General features: G+C 41.6%; 17 protein-coding genes and 3 tRNA genes. 3 read left to right on the top strand and 17 right to left on the bottom strand.

Annotated features, from left to right (window positions below; all coding sequences use genetic code 11):
* Positions 1-11: 11 nt before the first annotated feature.
* The 7 genes from BXY41_RS25770 to BXY41_RS25740 form a co-directional block, all read right to left on the bottom strand.
* Positions 12-851, bottom strand: coding sequence for a CvfB family protein (locus tag BXY41_RS25770; protein ID WP_104439745.1), 840 nt, complete (start codon positions 849-851; stop codon positions 12-14).
* 1 nt (position 852) lies between these two features.
* Positions 853-1,578 carry an acyl-[acyl-carrier-protein] thioesterase gene (locus BXY41_RS25765; protein ID WP_104439744.1) on the bottom strand — a complete coding sequence of 242 codons (726 nt, stop codon included), beginning with the start codon at positions 1,576-1,578 and terminating at the stop codon, positions 853-855.
* Between the two features lie 194 nt (positions 1,579-1,772).
* Positions 1,773-1,845, bottom strand: a tRNA-Gln gene (locus BXY41_RS25760).
* Positions 1,846-2,006: 161 nt separating this feature from the next.
* On the bottom strand, positions 2,007-3,716 hold the full coding sequence (locus tag BXY41_RS25755; protein ID WP_104439743.1) for a glycoside hydrolase family 2 protein: 1,710 nt from the start codon (positions 3,714-3,716) through the stop codon (positions 2,007-2,009).
* A gap of 13 nt (positions 3,717-3,729) precedes the next feature.
* On the bottom strand, positions 3,730-4,575 hold the full coding sequence (locus BXY41_RS25750; RefSeq protein ID WP_104439742.1) for a carbohydrate ABC transporter permease: 846 nt from the start codon (positions 4,573-4,575) through the stop codon (positions 3,730-3,732).
* A gap of 5 nt (positions 4,576-4,580) precedes the next feature.
* Positions 4,581-5,492, bottom strand: coding sequence for a carbohydrate ABC transporter permease (locus BXY41_RS25745; RefSeq protein ID WP_104439741.1), 912 nt, complete (start codon positions 5,490-5,492; stop codon positions 4,581-4,583).
* 82 nt (positions 5,493-5,574) lie between these two features.
* On the bottom strand, positions 5,575-6,945 hold the full coding sequence (locus tag BXY41_RS25740) for an ABC transporter substrate-binding protein (RefSeq protein ID WP_104439740.1): 1,371 nt from the start codon (positions 6,943-6,945) through the stop codon (positions 5,575-5,577).
* Between the two features lie 212 nt (positions 6,946-7,157).
* Here BXY41_RS25740 and BXY41_RS25735 point away from each other — a divergent pair, with 212 nt between their 5' ends.
* Genes BXY41_RS25735 through BXY41_RS25725 form a run of 3 tightly spaced genes read left to right on the top strand, consistent with a single transcriptional unit; the run spans position 7,158 to position 11,573 of the window.
* A complete protein-coding gene (locus tag BXY41_RS25735; RefSeq protein ID WP_104439739.1) occupies positions 7,158-8,930 on the top strand; it encodes a sensor histidine kinase in 1,773 nt (590 codons plus the stop codon).
* 2 nt (positions 8,931-8,932) lie between these two features.
* Positions 8,933-10,459 carry a response regulator transcription factor gene (locus BXY41_RS25730; protein ID WP_104439738.1) on the top strand — a complete coding sequence of 509 codons (1,527 nt, stop codon included), beginning with the start codon at positions 8,933-8,935 and terminating at the stop codon, positions 10,457-10,459.
* 1 nt (position 10,460) lies between these two features.
* Positions 10,461-11,573 (top strand): glycoside hydrolase family 88/105 protein, encoded by a 1,113-nt coding sequence (locus tag BXY41_RS25725; RefSeq protein ID WP_242980411.1) that lies wholly within the window; start codon positions 10,461-10,463, stop codon positions 11,571-11,573.
* A 70-nt stretch (positions 11,574-11,643) separates the two neighbouring features.
* Here the strand turns inward: BXY41_RS25725 and BXY41_RS25720 are convergent.
* The 10 genes from BXY41_RS25720 to BXY41_RS25675 all read right to left on the bottom strand — a co-directional run bounded on the left by BXY41_RS25720 (position 11,644) and on the right by BXY41_RS25675 (position 19,131).
* Positions 11,644-11,715, bottom strand: a tRNA-Gln gene (locus BXY41_RS25720).
* Between the two features lie 95 nt (positions 11,716-11,810).
* Positions 11,811-13,238, bottom strand: a complete 1,428-nt coding sequence (locus BXY41_RS25715; RefSeq protein WP_104439736.1) for an anti-sigma-I factor RsgI family protein — start codon at positions 13,236-13,238, stop codon at positions 11,811-11,813.
* Between the two features lie 8 nt (positions 13,239-13,246).
* Positions 13,247-13,825 (bottom strand): RNA polymerase sigma factor, encoded by a 579-nt coding sequence (locus tag BXY41_RS25710; RefSeq protein ID WP_104439735.1) that lies wholly within the window; start codon positions 13,823-13,825, stop codon positions 13,247-13,249.
* Positions 13,826-13,901: 76 nt separating this feature from the next.
* Positions 13,902-15,080 (bottom strand): cation diffusion facilitator family transporter, encoded by a 1,179-nt coding sequence (locus tag BXY41_RS25705; RefSeq protein WP_104439734.1) that lies wholly within the window; start codon positions 15,078-15,080, stop codon positions 13,902-13,904.
* 18 nt (positions 15,081-15,098) lie between these two features.
* Positions 15,099-15,842, bottom strand: coding sequence for a tRNA pseudouridine(38-40) synthase TruA (truA, locus tag BXY41_RS25700; RefSeq protein ID WP_104439733.1), 744 nt, complete (start codon positions 15,840-15,842; stop codon positions 15,099-15,101).
* A complete protein-coding gene (locus BXY41_RS25695) occupies positions 15,839-16,288 on the bottom strand; it encodes a VanZ family protein (RefSeq protein WP_104439732.1) in 450 nt (149 codons plus the stop codon). The genes truA and BXY41_RS25695 overlap by 4 nt, the downstream gene beginning before the upstream one ends.
* Before the next feature lie 5 nt (positions 16,289-16,293).
* The gene (locus tag BXY41_RS25690; protein WP_104439731.1) at positions 16,294-17,460 is read right to left on the bottom strand and encodes an aminotransferase class I/II-fold pyridoxal phosphate-dependent enzyme; all 1,167 of its coding nucleotides are present in this window, start codon (positions 17,458-17,460) and stop codon (positions 16,294-16,296) included.
* 130 nt (positions 17,461-17,590) lie between these two features.
* A complete protein-coding gene (locus BXY41_RS25685) occupies positions 17,591-18,208 on the bottom strand; it encodes a L,D-transpeptidase family protein (protein ID WP_104439730.1) in 618 nt (205 codons plus the stop codon).
* Positions 18,209-18,226: 18 nt separating this feature from the next.
* Positions 18,227-18,826: a cytidylate kinase-like family protein gene (locus BXY41_RS25680; protein ID WP_104439729.1), complete on the bottom strand. Its 600-nt coding sequence runs from the start codon at positions 18,824-18,826 to the stop codon at positions 18,227-18,229.
* A 232-nt stretch (positions 18,827-19,058) separates the two neighbouring features.
* A tRNA-Gly gene (locus tag BXY41_RS25675) sits at positions 19,059-19,131 on the bottom strand.
* Positions 19,132-19,296 lie beyond the last annotated feature (165 nt).

Here is a 19,296-nt window from a genome sequence, read left to right as displayed (position 1 = left end):
CCGCTTACCCGCTAATTAATTACTTCAATTTTGTTTTCTGTTATCCTTACTTTACTTTCTTTAAGAAGATGTCCCACTGCACGTTTAAAAGCATTCTTGCTCATGGAAAATTCCCTTTTGATTCTCTCCGGGTCTGCTTTGTCAGTAAATGGCAGACTTCCCGAAAACTGTTCTTCAATGATCTCAAGAACTTTTAGTGAATCCGCATCCATCTGAATATATGCTTTCTGCCTTGGACTTAAATCCAGCTTTCCATCTTCTCTTACCTTGGTAACCCTTGCTGTAATCTCATCACCTTCCCTGTATTTCTCAAAAAGCTCCTTTTTGGGAATCAGTCCATAGTATTTTTTATCTACTGCAACAAATGCACCCAGCGTATCGCTGAATTCATAGATAATCCCTGTGACCTGATCATCCTTTTTATAAGGAGACTGATTGCTCATATGGGCATATACCCGCATGGTTGCAGCCAGCCGCTTACTTTTATCAATGTACAAAGTAACAAGAACATTCTCACCGGTCCGTACTTTATATGTCTGCTCTTTATATGGCAGGAGCAGATCCTTCTCCAGTCCCATGTCCAGAAATGCGCCGATCTTGCCTACTTCCTTCACCTTCAGAACTTCGGTCTCACCAACCAAAAGCTTGGGAACTGCAGTCGTCGCAATCAACCGGTCTTCTGAATCCTTGTAGATAAAGACCGTAATCTCATCTCCCTGCCCCGTTCCTTCAGGAACCTGTTTCTTTGGAAGCAGTACAGATACTTCACTGCCGGCATCTTCTCCTAAATACACGCCGAACTCCTTTACCCTCTGGACTGTGAGGGTCTGCATCTTACCTAATTCAATCATCTTATATCCTCTCTGTTGTTCCACGCAGCCAGATGACTGCGTAAGCTGTCCCCTGTTCATCACACAGAGAAACAACGTATCCTTCCTCTGTCTTACTGACTCTGGGATAGACTGCATCTTTTAAGACTGCTGCCTTTTTATATTCCACTCTCAGTTCCGACACTTCCATTCCGTCTGGAAGCACTTCCCTGGCAATCTCCACATATTTGGAATTATTCACATGGTGGTTGGTATCAATGTGATGCCTGCCCACGGTAACAGGAGCTGAAGCTTCATACTCACCAGGAACTTCAATTCTGCGGGGAGCATACTCCATATCAAGAGGTTTCTCCCATGTGGTTCCATAACCGCGTATATCATCTGCCTCAATTTTTGCAGGCCGTCCTTTCTCCGTATCGAACAAAAACCATACGGAATTGGCTCTTACCAGATAATTGCCCTCCTGATCGCATACTGTAAAATTACGGTATCCGTAAAATCCTTTAAAATCATAGGGCCAGGTGCTGATCGTGATTTTTTCACCCAGAGTCGGATAACGGTCCACAACAATCTGCCAGGATGATAACCACCATACTTTGTGCCTATCGTTAAAATATGCCACTCCCAGTCCATTATCCTCAGATTGAAAAGTGGAACAATCCTGCAGATAATTCATAATACCGGTTAATGAAAGTTTTCCATATTCATCTGTCTCACTATATCGTACTCTGCTGCCGAATGTATACATTTAAATTTTCTCCTCAAAATTATATAACATTATAAAGCATTTTTTAACTATTGTCCAGATAAAAGAGTAACAGGCTGCACCTCATTTCACTTAAAAATACAGAAAGAATTATCTTTTAACATAGAATTAACAGTTCGCCCGGATATAGATCAATCGTACAAAAAAACGGGACCATATCAGGTCCCGCTCAGAAGCTGGGCTACAAGGATTCGAACCTTGAAAATGACGGAGTCAGAGTCCGTTGCCTTACCATTTGGCGATAGCCCATTAACACAACAAAAGGAATTATACAGGATATCTTTTAAATAGTCAAGTTATTTTTAATTTTTTCAATCAAAACTTTACTAACTGACTTTTACAGCGAGTTACCTATGGATAACAGCTCAGCCGCCTGGCTGAACTGATCCATTGAGACATATCGTCATCTATTACTCATAGCTTTTCTTTCCAAATATTCGTTCCAGTTCTTTTAAGGGTAGTTTCGGTGTTCTGTCTTCCCTTAACAACCCGTTTGTTTCCTGCATCACATCCGTCAGCTGGGTATAACAGAAACCGGAAAATTTTCTGCTTTTAATAAGAAAGTCGGTAATCGGCTCCAGGCGCTTTAGAAACTCCTCCTGGCTTCCCGCTTTATTGTAATAGCCCCAGCCCTCTGTTTCTGAGGTAAATGCGATACCGCCGTACTCTGTCATCAGAACAGGCTGTGCCTTATACTTCTGCCCATCAGCAAGAACCATACGGCGTTCTGCATATCCATTCATAACATCTTCCATAGATTCATATTTTCCTGTATTTTCAGGCATCAGTTCATAATCATGCAATGCCAGTATATCCGTGTTCTCCGTCTGTTCCCAGCCGTCATTACCGCTGACCAGTCTGGTTCTGTCCAGGGCTTTGGCCTGATAATACAGCATATTAGCCAGGCTCTGCTGACTGCTGTCCGTTCTGATATTTCTCATTCCCCAGCTTTCATTGACAGTAACCCACGTGATGATGGACGGATGATTGTAATCCCGTTCAATAAATTCAGTGAGTTCCCCAGAGGTATTTTTGAGAGTGCTGTCAGTATACTTATAACAGCTTGGCATTTCCCCCCATACAAGAAATCCCAGCCTGTCCGCCCAGTAATAATATCTGGGATCCTCAATTTTCTGATGCTTTCTTGCACCATTAAATCCCATCCGTTTTGCAAGTAAGATATCTTTTTTAATGGCATCTTCATCTGGCGGGGTTAAAAGGCTCTGTTTCCAGTATCCCTGATCCAGAATCAGCCTCTGATATAATACCTCACCGTTCAAAAGAATTCTTCCATTTGAAATACAGACAGACCGGAGTCCGAAATAACCTGATACCTTATCATTCAGAAGCTTTGCCTCCATCCCAATCAAATTGGGTTTTTCCAGTGTCCAGATCAGTTCTTCCCTGCGCACATCCAAGTCAGGTAAAGCTAAAATGCCTTTTCCATACCCATTTTCGCAGACCACATTCAGACTTCCCAAATCCATCTCAGTCCCGCCCTCTGCCGGTAGACTGCTAAACGAAATTTCTGCCTTCACCTTTTCCATGGAAGAAATAAAAATTTCACACAAAACTTCATTCCGCTCCAGATCAGGAGTTGCTTTCATTCGTTTTATATAGGTTTCTCCTGCATATTCCAGCCACACGCTCTGCCATATTCCGGTTGTAGGTGTGTACCAGCATGCAAAGTTTTTTCCTGTCCAGGTCTGTTTTCCTCTTGGCTTGTCCTCATCGCTATAATCCATTGCCTTAACGGTTATAACATTTTTCCCTTCCAAAACCAGTCCCGTAATGTCAGCTTCAAAAGGAGTATGACCCCCTCTGTGACCTGCTGCATGGATCTGATTAATATAAACCTCCGCCTCATAATCCACAGCTCCAAATTTTAAAAGCAGGCTTTTACCCTTTAATCTGCTTTTCTCAACCTCAAATTCTTTCCGATACCAGACAACGTGGTGAACATCTGTATTACAGATTCCACTCATTTCCGACTGATAGCAGAACGGAACCTTGATTTTTTTATCAAATAAGGGTTCATCAAATGAAAACTCCCACTCTCCATTGAGATCTGTCCATTCTTCCCTCTCAAAATCAGGTCTTGGAACATTTTTATTTATCATGATTCTTCTCCTTTTATCCCTTTAAACCCGATGTACTGATACCCTCCACCAGATATTTCTGCAGGCAGATAAAAATAATCACTGCCGGTAAAATGGACAGGCTTGCCATTGCAAACATAGCACCATAATCCGAAGAAGATCCCGGATCAGAAAACAGTTTAAGGGCAAGACTGACCGGATACCTTGCGGATTCATTGATATAAAGCAGGGCTGACAGGAAGTCATCCCATCTCCACATAAAGGAGAATATGCTGGCAGTTATTAACGCCGGTGTGATAAGTGGCATGATAATCCTGGAAAATATGCTGTAATAGGAGCAGCCGTCAATTTTAGCGGCCTCGTCAAGCTCCCTTGGAATGCCATCTATAAAATTAATCATCAGGTAAACAAAGAAACCCTGAATAGCAAAACAGTAGGGAAGAATCAAGGGTTTGTAGCTTCCTACCCAGCCTAATTTCTGATACCATAAATATTGGGGAATCATGAGCACCTGTGCCGGAAGCATCATAGATACCAGCATGGCTGCAAACAGAATTTTTCTGCCAAAAAATCTGCATCTTGCAAGTCCGTAAGCTACCAGCGCGGAAGAAAAAACAGTTCCTAATGTTGCTGTGATCGCTATAAAAAAAGAATTCTTAAAAAAAACTGCAAACGAAATTTTTGCAAATCCCTTCCAGCCGTTTGTATAATTGGTGAACACAAATTTCTCCGGAATCAACTGTCCCGCTGTTAAAAAGATGGTATTTGATTCCTTAAATGAACTCATAAACATCCAAAACAGAGGATAAATCATTACAAGCCCCAGGCTGCACACAATTACATGGTATAAAATCTTACCTGCCTTTTTTCTGGTCATCATCTGTCTCACACTCCTTCCGTATAAACCCAGAATCTTTTTGTTGCAAACAGAATCACTGTTATCACGCAGATCAGCAGCAGCATTACCCATGCCAGGGCAGCGCCGTATCCGGTGTTATAAAACTCAAAAGATTGCTGATACATATAAACGGTATAGAATAAGGTGGAGTTAAGGGGTTTTCCCTGGGTTATAATAAAGCATTGCGTAAATGCAAGAAAACCATTAATCATCTGCATAACCAGATTAAAGAAAATAGTGGGTGTCAGCAGAGGCAGCGTGATCCTGAAAAACTGGGAAAATTTATTGGCACCGTCTACCCGGGAAGCTTCATATAGCGATACCGGAATCTGCTTTAAAGATGATAAAAAAATCAGCATGGAAGAACCAAACTGCCAGATTGCCAGTATAATAAGAGTCCAGATCGCCGTTTTATTATTTCCAAGCCATGGAAAATTAGTGTGTATTCCTAAAATACCCAGTAGCAGATTTACTACACCATCGGTTGCAAACATCCGTTTCCATAATATGGAGACTGCCACAGATCCTCCGATAATGGACGGAAGATAGTAAAACGCCCGGTAAAAGCCGGTTGCCTTTGATGATTTCAGCAGAAGCAGGGCTACCATAAGCGCAAAGATCAGACGCAGAGGAACCGATACAAAGGCAAAATAAAACGTGACTCCTATGGTTTTATAAAACACATTATCATCAGTAAACATTTTTATGTAATTATTTAGTCCTGTAAAAACAGGCGGAGATAAAATATTATAATCACATAAAGAATAGTAAAAGGAAATTCCCATAGGTACAACCATAAACAGCAGAAATCCAACAATAAAAGGAAGGCTGAATACCACTCCCGCTGTGCTTTCTTTGTTCAGGAAATGTCTGAGTCCTGCACCTAACGTATCTTTCATAGACATCCTCCATTCATAGATAACCGTCTTCTTGACTATACAGGGGGCAAAGCTGTCTCTGCCCCCGTATTCTTCTGATTCACTATTTCTTGCTCATAATTTCGTTGGCCCCGTTATAGAATTCTTTAGCGGCTGTTTCGGCATCGTATACACTATAGCAAACCTGTTCCTGTACCTGGTTTAACAGATTTGAAACTTCGCTTGCACCATCTGGCTGGGGCGGGTTGATAGGGGAACAGTTTGGAGTAACTACTTCATTGACATAATGAATGACTTTCTGTTCCACATCACTCATCTTCGGTGCCAGTTCCTTGGCAATCACACTGGAAGCCGGAACTCCCCGTTCACCCAGTAAAATGTTATTTGCATCGGTGGAATTGGTTAAAAAGTTAATCACCTTTACTGCTTCTTCCGGATTCTTTGAATGAGCTCCTACAGAGAAGAACTGACTGGATTTTAAATAACCGGATTTTTTCGGATCTGCTGAAGGCCAGGTAGTGATACCAATCTCCATCCCTTCCGGAGCCGCTTTTTGCATTGCAGTCAGCTGGTTTGAATTATAGAAAGCGCACCAGGACATGGTTTCAGGACTGGAGCCGTAAACCAGGGGCTCCTGTTCTACGGAACCGATGGAAAGCTCAGCAAATACGCCTGGATCTATAAACCATCCTTCTTTAATACCTGTTTCATACATCTGGAAGAATGGAAGATAATCTTTTTCCTCTCCGCCCATCTTCTTATCTCCATAGAGAACAACATCATTTCCCCTCATGAAATAATCCAGAAACGCACCTGCATTGTAATAGGCAATGTTTGTTTTATACCCGGTCTTCTTATAAACCTCACGGCATAAATCAATAAATTCATCGGTTGTCATATAGTCCTTGACTACAATACCATTTTTATCTAAAAGAGTCTTATTATACAGCAGTGATGGTGCATTAATTCCTGCACAGACTGCATACACGCCTCCGTTCACCGTACCGCTTGCCATGGTATTGTCAGAGATATTTGAGGCGTCCAAAGTGCCATCTTTGATATAGGGTGTCAAATCCACCAGAAGTCCGTTTTTTACATACTGGTCAATAAATGAATAATCCATCTGAACAATATCAGGAATTGCCTGACCAGCTGCAGATGTGGCCAGTTTATTCCAGTAATCAGACCACTCAGAGAACTGCCCTTCTATTACTGTGCCAGGATTCTGCTCTGAATACAAATCAAGTGCTGCCTGTGTCTTCTCGTTTCTGACCTGATTTCCCCACCAACTCATGGTTAGCTTCAGCTTTCCGCTTTCATCCCCCGCAGCTGCCTTTGTGGTTTCTGCTGCTGTAGACCCAGCTGCTGTAGATCCCGTTGTATCTGCAGTAGTTGCTGTACCGCCGCCTCCGCAGCCGGAAAGGGACGCCGATGCAATAACTGCAGCAATAAGTAACCCTAATTTTTTCTTCATATAACCTTCCTCCAATCATTTTTTTCGTATATCAGGCGGTTTTTATTATACTTCCCTCTCTAATCCCAGTAAATGATTAAAACCGGCTTCCAGGTTGAAAAAACCGTGTTGTGTGTATAATTTGAATAGTTCTTTGTGCTTACCGGTTGTATTGGCAAAATGTTTTATATATAATTTAGCTGTCATTACTACAGACCCGAAAGGCGGTTTTTATGAAGCATTTTATAAGAAATCTCTCTTTAAAAAAGAAGATTCATTCCATTGTATTTTTTTGCATTATCCTTTTGGCTTTGGCCTCTCTTTTTAGTATTCAGCTGATTACAAAGGCCAATCAAAAAGTGCTTTACCAGTCTGTGGCTTCCTCTTTATCCTATACGGGCAAAGAGTTAAATAACCGGCTGGATAATATATCTACAATGGCTGATATGTTTCTGGCTGATATCAATATACAGAACGGACTAGGTATCTTAAAAGATTCTAAAAGCATCCAGGACCGTTCCATTGCATACAAATCACTCTACGGGGTTTTGAATGAATATTATTTTACCTTCCGCAAAAATAACATTAACTTTATGAGTCTTTATCAGGACCGGTACTCCATCCATACTCATATTGCAGCTGGCAAAACACTCCCTGAATCCGTGGTTGAGGATCTCGTCACAAGAGCCGAAGACGCCAGGGGACGAACCATCTGGATTACCGACTACAGTGATCAATATGGTTTATTTATGGTCAAGCATTTACTGCGTACAGAGTATCTGACCCTTGATTCGCTGGGAACACTGATTGTAAGCATTAACGTTGACGGGCTCATAAATGGTGCCACTAACACCAGTCATTTTAATGATGATACCCGCTATATTCTTTCCAGTCAGGAGAACTTAATTTATAATTCTTCCAATATTAAGACTGACCATAAAACTCTCTTTGGAACATATTTTCATTCCAGATATGGACTTGTAAATAAAGATGGAAACAGTTTCTTTTATGTCAAAGGAATCATACCGGAATATGGCTGGGATTATGTCTGTCTGATTCCCTATGGCAGCATTGCAGATTCTCTCCGCGCAAGTCTGGAAATCTGCCTGATTATCATAGCAGTCTCCATTGGACTGGCTATCCTGATGTCCTCTTCCTTAATTGACTCAATCACGAGACATTTTGATAATCTCATTTTAAAAATGGAACGCTTTGCAGCAGGGCAGACTGAAATACCCCAGGTTTCCTATGATTACAGCAAACGTACGGATGAATTAGGGATTCTGCACTCCCGTTTTGACCAGATGGTGGATAAAGTAAATCAGCTGATTAAAACGAATTACCTGAATAAAATACTGATTAAGGAAGCTCAGCTAAAAGCGCTGGAGACACAAATGAACCCTCACTTTTTATACAATACCTTGGAATCAATCAACTGGAGGGCAAAGACAATTGGCGCAAAAGATATCTCTTCCATGACAGAATCTCTGGGAACTCTCCTTCGTATCACACTGGACCAGAAAAGCAAGCAGGTACCTTTAAGCAGGGAACTTGAGCTGGTGCAATGTTATATGACCATTCAGAAATTCCGGTATGAAGACCGGCTGGAATATGAAATATCCGCCCCTGAAAATCTGGTCGGTTATTATGTGTTAAAACTGACGCTCCAGCCCCTGGTAGAAAATGCAATACGATATGGACTGGAAGAAAATACAGAAGGATGCCGGATTTTAATTACAGCTGAAGCAGACGGTGCTTCCCTTATTGTCACAGTCAGAAATAACAGCTCCGCCTTTGAAGAAGATCTGATAAACAAATTGAAAAAACGGGAAGCAGAACCTCATGGTTTTGGAATCGGCCTGTTAAATATATCGGAGCGAATGAAGCTGACTTACGGAGAACACTACGGCCTCACCCTCTATAATGAGGACGACCAGGCAGTCGCACAGCTTTCTTTTCCTCTGAGCCGGACTCCGGAAGACGTTATGGATACGAAAGGAGAATAATCATGCTTAAATTAATAATTGCCGATGACGAACGGGTAATACGGGAATCAATTTCCTCCCTGATTGACTGGAACAGCCTTGGCATTGAACTGGTAGGAACATGCCGTGACGGTATCGAAGCCTATCATATGATTCTCGATGAATCACCCCATATTGTAATGACCGATATCCGCATGCCCGGCCTGTCGGGATTGGAATTAATAGAGCGTATCTATGAGGCCCATATGGACACCCAGTTTATACTGCTGTCCGGATTCGGAGAATTCGAATATGCAAAGCAGGCAATGAAATACCGGGTCCACCATTATCTGCTCAAGCCCTGCAACGAGGAGCAAATCGTAGAAAGCATGAAAGATATCATAAAGGAATACTACCACCGCCAGGCTTTTCAGGATTTAAAGGAACGCCAGAAGGCGCTGACGGTCAATCTCCACCACAGCATTATGGGAAATATAATTAATGAGCAGATCTTTAAGTCTGATCCTGCTAAATTTTCCTGGGATGCTTATTCAGGATTTATGGATTTCTATCAGACAGGGTATGAATTGTGCTTCTTACACTATTTAGAAGAAGAATATTTAAATTCCGTTTTAAGCCGTATTTATGACTATATGGCTGAGCATGCCCCTGGCATTGAGCTGTATTGTATCTATGTGAAGAATTCACTGATTCTATTTTTTGAAAAATATCAGGCTTCCTACGACAAATTCGATTTGTTTATGCAGACCTTAAAACCAAAGGAGCTGCCATTTCAGTTAGACTATAAACGATTCACCATCAATAGCCTGGAACAGCTTTTGAAAAATCTGATCACAAAAATAAGGCGTTATGGAATTATTTATTATATGAATGGCCTGGAACCGGTTCCCATCTGCAATTATAAAAATCTAATTACTAAAATAGAGGAACTGACTGCACGGTTAATCGTAGCAGAAGAACCGGAACGGAAAGCCTGTGTGGAGAATCTTACTGCAACTTTAAACGATATCAGCAACACGGATTTTTTAAAGCAGGCCGGATCACGAATTTTAATTAAACTGGCTACAGAAACCAGTTATCTGTCATCGGTGGATACCACAGAGTACCTGATGGACTTAAACCAGCAGACAGAATATTCTGAAATTAGACACATGCTGTGCCGAAAGCTAAACGAAATTTTGAAAAAACCTTCCAGCCGTTCCCCGCATTACAGCCCTTTCATCGACAAAATCATTCGATATGTGGTGGAGCATCTGGAGGATCCCAATCTTACATTAAAATGCATCGCCGAAAATTATCTTTTTATGAATGTAGATTATGTCAGCAAACGTTTCAGTAAAGAAACAAAACAAAAATTTTCCAACTACATCACTGCCCTGCGCATCCAAAAAGCCAAGCAATTATTAGCAGAAGGTCATACAGAACAGATCCAATGGATCGCCCAGCAGGTAGGGTGTGGAAATAATCCCCAGTATTTCAGCCAGATTTTCAAAAAAAGCACGGGGATGACACCTAGCGCATACGCTAAAAAATTAAATGGAGGAGAATGAAATGACAAACAAGGAATTACTTCCGAAAATCCATCTTGTGATGGACAAACTGATGAATCTGGGAGGCGGTAATTATGAAAACGACCGCTCAGTGGGAAAGGAAGATGCAAGCCGCGGTATTATTGCCAGAGATTTTGGCATTGAAGAATGGGACTGGCCTCAGGGCGTAGGTCTATATGGACTGTTAAAACTTCAGAGTTTTTATGGAGATGACCGTTACTTAGATTTTTTTGACCGCTGGTTTCAAAATAATCTGCAGAAAGGTCTCCCCAGCAAAAATATAAATACTACGGCTCCCTATCTTGTTTTAGCCCAACTGCTGGATGCGTTTCAAAACCCGGATTACGAAAAACTCTGTCTGGATCATGCGCACTGGCTGATGAACGAACTGCCGAAAACAAAAGAAGGCGGCTTCCAGCATGTAGTAACTGCAATCGGAAACCGTGATGGTGTGTTGTTAAATGAAGGTGAAATGTGGATAGATACATTATTTATGGCAGTTCTGTTTTTAAATAAAATGGGACATCGTTTCAAAAATGAGGAATGGATAGGGGAAACTCTCCATCAGGTATTACTTCATATCAAATATTTATATGACAAACATACCGGATTGTTTTATCATGGCTGGAGTTTTCCCCTGAACAGTAATTTTGGCGGAATTTTCTGGTGCAGAGGCAATTCCTGGTTTACCTATGGAATTCTGGAACTGATTGAGTCATTTGATCAAACTCTGGATCCGGGACTTCTCACCTATCTGACAGATACCTACAAAGCCCAGGTGAATGCCCTAAAAGATTTACAGGCTCCTTCCGGGCTGTGGCATACCGTTCTTACTGATCCGGATAGCTATGAAGAAGTATCGGGATCTGCAGCTATTGCAGGTGGTATTTTAAAAGGGATTAAAATGGGAATTTTAAATGAAACATATCATGACTGTGCAGCCAGGGCTGTTGAAGGAATCTGCAATAATATAGCAGAAGACGGAACCGTCTTAAATGTTTCCGCAGGAACTGGTATGGGTTACAATGCAGAGCACTATAAAAATATAACAATTCGTCCCATGGCATATGGGCAGTCACTGACCCTGATTTCACTGATAGAAGCATTAAAGTAGCTGAACTGAATGCATCAAAAAAGCGTTGATCTGCTTTTGCAAACCAACGCTTTTTTTGTTTTTTTCATCACTGGGCTACAAGGATTCGAACCTTGAAATGACGGAGTCAGAGTCCGTTGCCTTACCATTTGGCGATAGCCCATCAGTGCAACGAGTGTATTATACTATAGCTTTCTGCTGTGGTCAAGCACTATTTTACATTTTTTTACCAAATATTCTTAAAGCTCAGGAAGAGCCTTATTGCACTGAATGCCCTTCCTGATTTGCTGATTCTGTATTCTTTTTCTCTGCCACGGTTGTATCTGTTTCTGGCGCTTTCGTGGTTGTAGTTTCAGACGGCTTTGTCACTTCCTGCTCGGTGGTCTCCTCTGTTTCCGTGTCATCAGCTTCCCCGTTCCCAATTACAGGTGTCTCAAAAACGCCCTTTACAGTGGTCTGCTTACCCGATTTCGGTGATATTCCTCCAAGTACAAAGGTATATTCCCTGCCTCCTTCTAAGCCGGTTACACTGATCTCACAGTAATCAGAATCGGTATCTTCTATCTTTGATGAGTATGTGTTATTATCTCCATCCTTAACCGAAACTGTAGGATTTTTCCATTTGACTCTCGTTTTAAAGTGAACCATGACAATGCCATTCTCATAGTCCACGTAATCAATCTTTATTTTCTCTGATGACACCACATCCTCAGATGTGGTTGCTGCTGCCGTCGTTTCCCCGCTTGTAGCCGGAGGCTGAGTGCTGGATGGCTCTGTATGCACCTGACTCTGGGTCTCAGCAGATGTGGATTCCGGAGTGGTTTCAGTGACAGACTCTGTCTCTTTCTTTGTAGTCGACTCCTCCGTTGTCTGAATGCTGGTCCTGGTCTCTTCCAGAGTTTCCTCTGAAACTTTTGTCTTAGCCCCCACTGCATAGGACCTTTCTGTAATAACCTTTGCAATCTCTTCCATGGTAAGTGGAGCCAGTTCTTCCATATCTTCCATAGAAAGGGAAGAATTCTGAGCAATCAGTTCTTTTAGGAAATAAGCTTTTCCATAGGATATGTTATATTCCTGAGCCAGCTGCTTCACATCGTCTTCCTCTATGACCTGCTGGTCATACACAACCGCTTTTAATCTTTTTTCCTCCAGTGTGGTCCTGATATCAGTGACCACTGCAGATCTTAAATTGGAAGCCTTTTTAATGCTGTCGTTGGATACCGTAACCAGTATGGCATTATCCAGATCATCAAGAAAGCCATGGGTAACCATAGATCCGATAATGGCATTAACAGCCACATTTAAATCCACGCCTTCCATATCCATATCCTTAAGTATTGTCATTCCGTCCTGATTGACCGCTTCCGCTTTCAGCACCCGGTTTTTCTTGTTTACAGATAGTTCAACACTGGGGTTCACATCAATTCCTATGACAGAATCCACTCTGCTGTTTTGATAGCTGTAAGTTCCTCCGGCAAGCATAATCATGCAAAAGCAGGCTGCAATCAGCCCTGCAATCACCCTCTGCCGTTTTAAAAAAACCGGCTTAGAAACACTGGTCTCCCCAATCTGGGAAGTGCTTAAATCAATCCGGTCCAATACATTGGGGATTAAGTCATCAGTTGCAGATTTTAAGCAGGCTTCGATCTGTTTTCTATTTAGTTGTTTGTGTTTATCTAAAGCCATATCAAAGCCTACTCCTCTCTTAAATAATTTTCCAGCTTTTTCATAGCCCGGTTATATCTGGACAGAGCAGTTGCCAAAGGAATCTTTAAACTGGCCGCTATTTCCCTGTGCTTCATTCCGGCGGAAGTATGAAGAAGAACGATCTCTCTCTCCTCTTCCTTTAAAATGGACAATGCTGCCAGCAATACCATCTTATCTGCTGCCATCTCTATTTCTGAACAGACCTCTCCGGTTTCCGTTCCAGACAAGTCTTCTAACGTAATGTCCGAGTCATGCTTTTGCTCCCGGAATTTCATATAACATAAATTCCGTGCTATGGTAAACATCCACGCCAAAGGTTTCCCCTGGGATTTGTAGCTCTTTGCAGAAGTCCATATCTTTAAATAGACTTCCTGTAAGATCTCCTCCGCATCCTGGGGGTGCTTTATAATGGACAGAATAAAACTGTACATCGTGCGGTCTGTATTCTGATATAAACGCTGAAAAGCCTCCTGGTCGCCCTCTGCCACTTTTTTTAAAAGCGCTTCATCGCTTAACAGGCTGTAATCTTCAGCTCCGCCAAAGCTCATCAATCCCATAAACAGCATGGATCCGATTTCCTTTCTATTAGGTTAATGCTGATTTCTGTCATCTTATTGCATAAAATGGAAATATTTTATTACCTTATTTTTCCACACCGAAACCGCTTTCCGCGGTTATGACCAGACAGCAGCGTTTATCTATCTCAGTTACCTTTTTTGTGATCTCTTCCTTTAGCCATTCCCTTTTTTTGCGGTCATATTCCCTGGGAACTACCAGATCAAAGATCAGATTAATCTGATCCTTTCCTTCTATCATTCTAAAATCATGAAATGTGACTCTTTCATCTGTATCTTGAATCACATTTTCCACCATGCTTCCAAATTCCATTACTTTAGAATCTCTGGTTTCCACAGGATCCATATGAATAACAAGAAATATCCCAAATTTTTTTAATGCCTCCCGTTCAATCCGGTCGATAATCTCATGGGATACCTCTACATTTACGTCATTAGGAACTTCAGCATGAATGGAGGCCATACTTCTGGTTGGTCCATAATTATGAACAATCAAGTCATGACTTCCCACAATCCCCTCATAGGCTTCCACGAAATCAGTGATTTCCTGGTAAAGCTTTGGGTCAATGGGCTCACCGATTAATGGCGTAAGAGTATCTTTTGCAATCCTGATACCTGCCCACATAACGATGACTGAGACAATTACACCCACAATTCCATCAATATTTACCCCCCAGATACCATAAATACCCACAGATAAAATAGTAGAGGTGGTGGTTATTACATCACCCATAGAATCTGCTGCGGTCGCCTTCATGACGGCTGACTGTATTCGATTTCCAAGAGTCCTGTTAAAAAACGCCATCCATAATTTCACTAATACAGACAATATAAGGATAATAACAGACACAGCATGAAAAGACATTTCCTGAGGATGAAGAATTTTATCTATTGAGGTTTTAAACAGTGAAAATCCCACCTGAATAACAAGGAATGCAACAATAAATGCCGCAATGTATTCCACTCTTCCATGTCCAAATGGATGCTCCTCATCTGCCGGTTTCCCAGCCATCTTCACACCAATAAACCCTATTATGGAGGATGCCGCATCCGATAAGTTATTAAATGCATCTGCCATAACAGAGATACTGTTAATCAGCAGTCCCGTTAATAGCTTAGCGGTAAATAAAAGAATGTTGCAGAAGATCCCCACCACACTTGCCATCAGCCCGTATCGGGTACGAACCAGGGAATCCTCCGTGTTTTTGTAGTCCTTCACAAATATGCGAACCAAAAAATCAGTCATAGTTCTCCTTTCCTGATTTTAAAGTAAATAGTTGACACTCTCTAAAAAAAGACCTTCCGGAGGCACGGTATAACCTGCCATTTGCCGGTCCAGCGCCTTTAAAATACCAGACATCTCCTCAGGTCTTCGTTCTTTCAGTCCTACTTCTATTAAAGTGCCCATAAGAATTCTTACCATATTATAGAGAAATCCATTTCCAGTAAAACGAACGAAAAGTCTGGTATCCTCTTTTTCAAATTCTATTTTCTTTAAATTTCTTACCGTTGACTTCTTCATCTTCCGGTTAGAACAAAAGCTTTTAAAATCATGCTCTCCACAGAGTAAAGCAGCAGCCCGTTCCATCGCTTCTACATCCAGGCTTTTATGAAGGCCATAAATATATTTACGATCAAACACCTGCTTCTTTTCTCCCATTTCAATACGGTAAAGATATGTCTTTTCCTGTGCATTCAAACGGCTGTGAAACCGCTCCGGTACCTGATCCAATGCCTTTACCCGAATATCTTCAGGCAGATAATGATTTAAATACTCCATTATCTCCTGCCCTTTTTTATTTATATCAACATGAAAATTAGCAACCTGATTAAGAGCGTGTACCCCTGCATCTGTTCTGCCTGATCCATGTACCTCCACGCTTTGTCCGCATAATCGCTCTAAAACAGTCTCTATTTTCCCCTGAATAGTCTGATCGGTATTTCCCTGCTTCTGCCATCCATCATAACGGCTTCCGTCATATTCAACTATAATCCGGTAATTTGTCATATTTTACTCCATTCTTTTGCGTATATAAAAAACAGGAGTGCTGCAATCGCAGTTCCGGCTGCCACTCCTGAACAATCCAGCCATACATCAGAGATCTGTCCTGATCTTCCCGGTACAAACAGCTGAATGGTTTCATCAATAAAAGGAATCAGAAAACCTGCCATTCCATGGATAAATAACCGCTTCTCCATGTTAATTTCATATGATTTCACACATTGAAACAAAATTATTCCTAACAGCGTATATTCCGAGAAATGACCTGCCTTTCGGATTATATGCTCTGTGAGCCACTGGCTCTCAATGCCAGCAGAGATAAACAGATTCCTTAAATACTCCAAAACATGCCCACTGTCAACCGATGATAAATCTGCTGTCTTAAGTGAGTTGGAGTAAATAAATAAAATATATAAGACTGCTGTCACTGTCCACACCAATCTCTTTTTCATATGTCTCACCTCAAAATTCCACTTTTATCTACCTGTTCGGCAGCCTGAATGAGGACTTCTTCCTCACGCACCAGCGCAAGTCTTACAAATCCTTCTCCTGAAGGGCCAAACGCGCTTCCAGGTGTTACCAGTACTCCAGCCTTTTCCAGAAGTTCTCTGGAAAATGTCTCTGAATCTTTAAATTTATCCGGAATCTTTGCCCATACAAACATGGTAGCCTGAGGCTTTTCCATATTCCAGCCAATTCGGGTCATATGTTCACACAAAGCATCTCTTCGTCTCTCATATGCCATTCTGGTGGATTCAACACAGGATTGATCTCCTGTAATTGCAGCAATCGCCGCTTTTTGAACAGGCAGAAACATCCCATAGTCCATATTAGACTTTAAGGTCTTTATTTTATCAACGATGTCCCGGTTTCCCAGACAGAATCCGATTCTTGCACCAGCAAGTCCATAGGTTTTAGAAAGAGAATTAAATTCCACACCAATCTCTTTTGCACCAGGAAAGCTTAAAAAACTGCCGCATTGACGATGGTCAAATACCAGTTCACTATAGGCATTATCATGTAAAACCACGATGTCATACTTCTTTGCAAATTCAATTAAATTTTTATAGAAACTATCAGGTGCCATGACTGTGGTAGGATTATTGGGATAAGAAACAATCATGAACCTGGCTTTCATTGCTATCTCTTCCGGTATTTCTGAAAAATCGATGAGATAATCCTTTTCTTTCCTCTGGGGCATGTAAAAAAGACTGGCTCCAGCCAGTAAAGGACCATCAGCAAATACCGGATAACAGGGATCGGGAACAAGCACGATGTCCCCTTCGTCTACAATAGACAAAGCTATATGTGCCAGCCCTTCCTGAGAACCAAGAAGTGAGCAGATTTCTGATGAAGGATCCAGGGTAACTCCATATCGTCTTTGATACCATAGAGCGACTGCCTCTAGTAGTTCTTTCTGATCCTGTATGGCATAAATATAATTGTTGGGATCAGCGGCCGCTTCGCAAAGAGCTTGTGTAATATGTCCAGCCGGCGGAATGTTTGGTGCTCCCACGCTCAGATCAATTACCGGTTCCCCTTTCTCCTCTTTCTGGCGTTTCAACTCCAGAAGCTTAGAAAAGATTCCCTCTCCAAAATGGTTCATTCTTCTAGCAAATCGCATGGACACTCCACCTCTGTCTTTTATTAATAAAATATAATCTTAGTTATTATAGTACAAAGGTTCTTATATTACAAGGACAGGCATTAAAAAAGTCCCCAAAAACGGCATATACCGAGTTTGAGGACTTCATTTATGGACCAATTGTGACCGGAACACCCAAATTACAGTAACTCCACAAAACATCCATCACATCATTATCAACTGCTACGCAGCCATGAGTTGTTCCATCTGGAACTCTGCATCCATGAATCATAATAGCTCCGCCAAGTGCGGTTTCCCACGGTGGCTGCTGTCCGTTTAAATTGGCATTAATAATTTCATCTCTTTGTTCCTGAGTGATGATTCCCTGCTCAAATCCCCGCTTAGCATCTTCTACTCCGGGATAAGAAAGCCCAAGTGCCAGATATGCCACACTTTTGTCATTTCTTGTACAAACGTAAAACTGACCGCTGGGAGTTCTCATATCACCTTCCACCTTTTTGTTTCCGTCAGAAGATGAGGCACCAATAGAAACGGGATACTCTCCAATTAAAGTCCCATTTTGTTTTAATGTCAGGGTTTTCAACCGTTTGCTCACATATATGGAGACACCATTCACCGATGCTGCATTACCTGAATTTCCACCTGCTCCCGGTCCCACCGCTTCCTGGGCATAACCGGTGGTTGCAGTCAAAGCTATCAATACAATTGCCATCAAGCCCGAAAAAACTCTTCTTATCTTTTTACTCATTCTTACGTTCACAACCATGCTCCTTCATAACTATAATTAAATACAATGACCTAAATAGCTTAAAACGGCCTGATAACAGCCTTCCACTCCTGCTAGACCGCTGTCCAGGCAAAGGTGATAATTCTGCGCCTTTCCCCATTCACAGCCTGTATAATACTGATAATAATCTTTTCTCTTCCGATCTGTTTCCCTGATTTTATTCTCTACTAATTGAGGATCCAGATCTTTATTTAAGGAGATAATTCGCTCTATTCGGTGTTCAATCCCTGCGTATATAAACAGATTGATGCTGTCTTCCAGAACCCTGTCCGCACACCTTCCAACAATTATACACGGTCCCTTTTCAGCCAGACTTTTAATCACTCTGGACTGAGCCAGAAATACCTGATCAGAGATAGGTATTTCATACAGAGGGGAAAATGAGGTATAAAGGGGTGGTTCCAATGATTGCTCTGTTACGGGAATGCTTTCATAATAATTAAGAAACTCAGTCACAGACATGTTTGTCTCCTGTGCAGTTAAAGAAATTAATTCTTTGTCGTAGAAAGGGATTTCAAGTTTCTCTGACAGCTTCATTCCCAGTTCCCTGCCGCCGCTTCCAAACTCTCTGCTTATGGTAATCACACGATCTAACATATACCCTCCTTATCTTCCGTCAGACAATTCTACCAGTTCCTCTTTTCATAATATAACATTCCATTCACACTGCAGAATTTCAGGTATTCTTATTTGGTACATCCATCCGCATTTTATCACATTATGAAATCTATGTATACCTTATTTCCGTATTTCGTCCATATAATCTATCCTGGAAATAAAAAAAGACCAGAGTCTTCTATTAAAAGAAAGACTTCCGGCAAATAAAAAAAGCGCGAGACGGGACTCGAACCCGCGACCCCGACCTTGGCAAGGTCGTACTCCACCAACTGAGCCACTCGCGCTTATTAATTATTCTTTTATCTGGGCATATACCCTCAAAACCACACATTGTTATATATCTTTCATCCGTTCTTCCTCTTACCTAAACCAACCTGGTTAAGCCCTCGACCTATTAGTGACAGTCAGCTGCACATGTTACCATGCTTCCACCTCTGCCCTATCTACCT

The organism is Lacrimispora xylanisolvens, assembly GCF_002934545.1.
Lineage (GTDB): Bacteria > Bacillota > Clostridia > Lachnospirales > Lachnospiraceae > Lacrimispora > Lacrimispora xylanisolvens.
The sequence above is the reverse complement of the archived record's forward strand: the minus strand, read 5'-3'. Positions and strand labels throughout refer to the sequence as shown.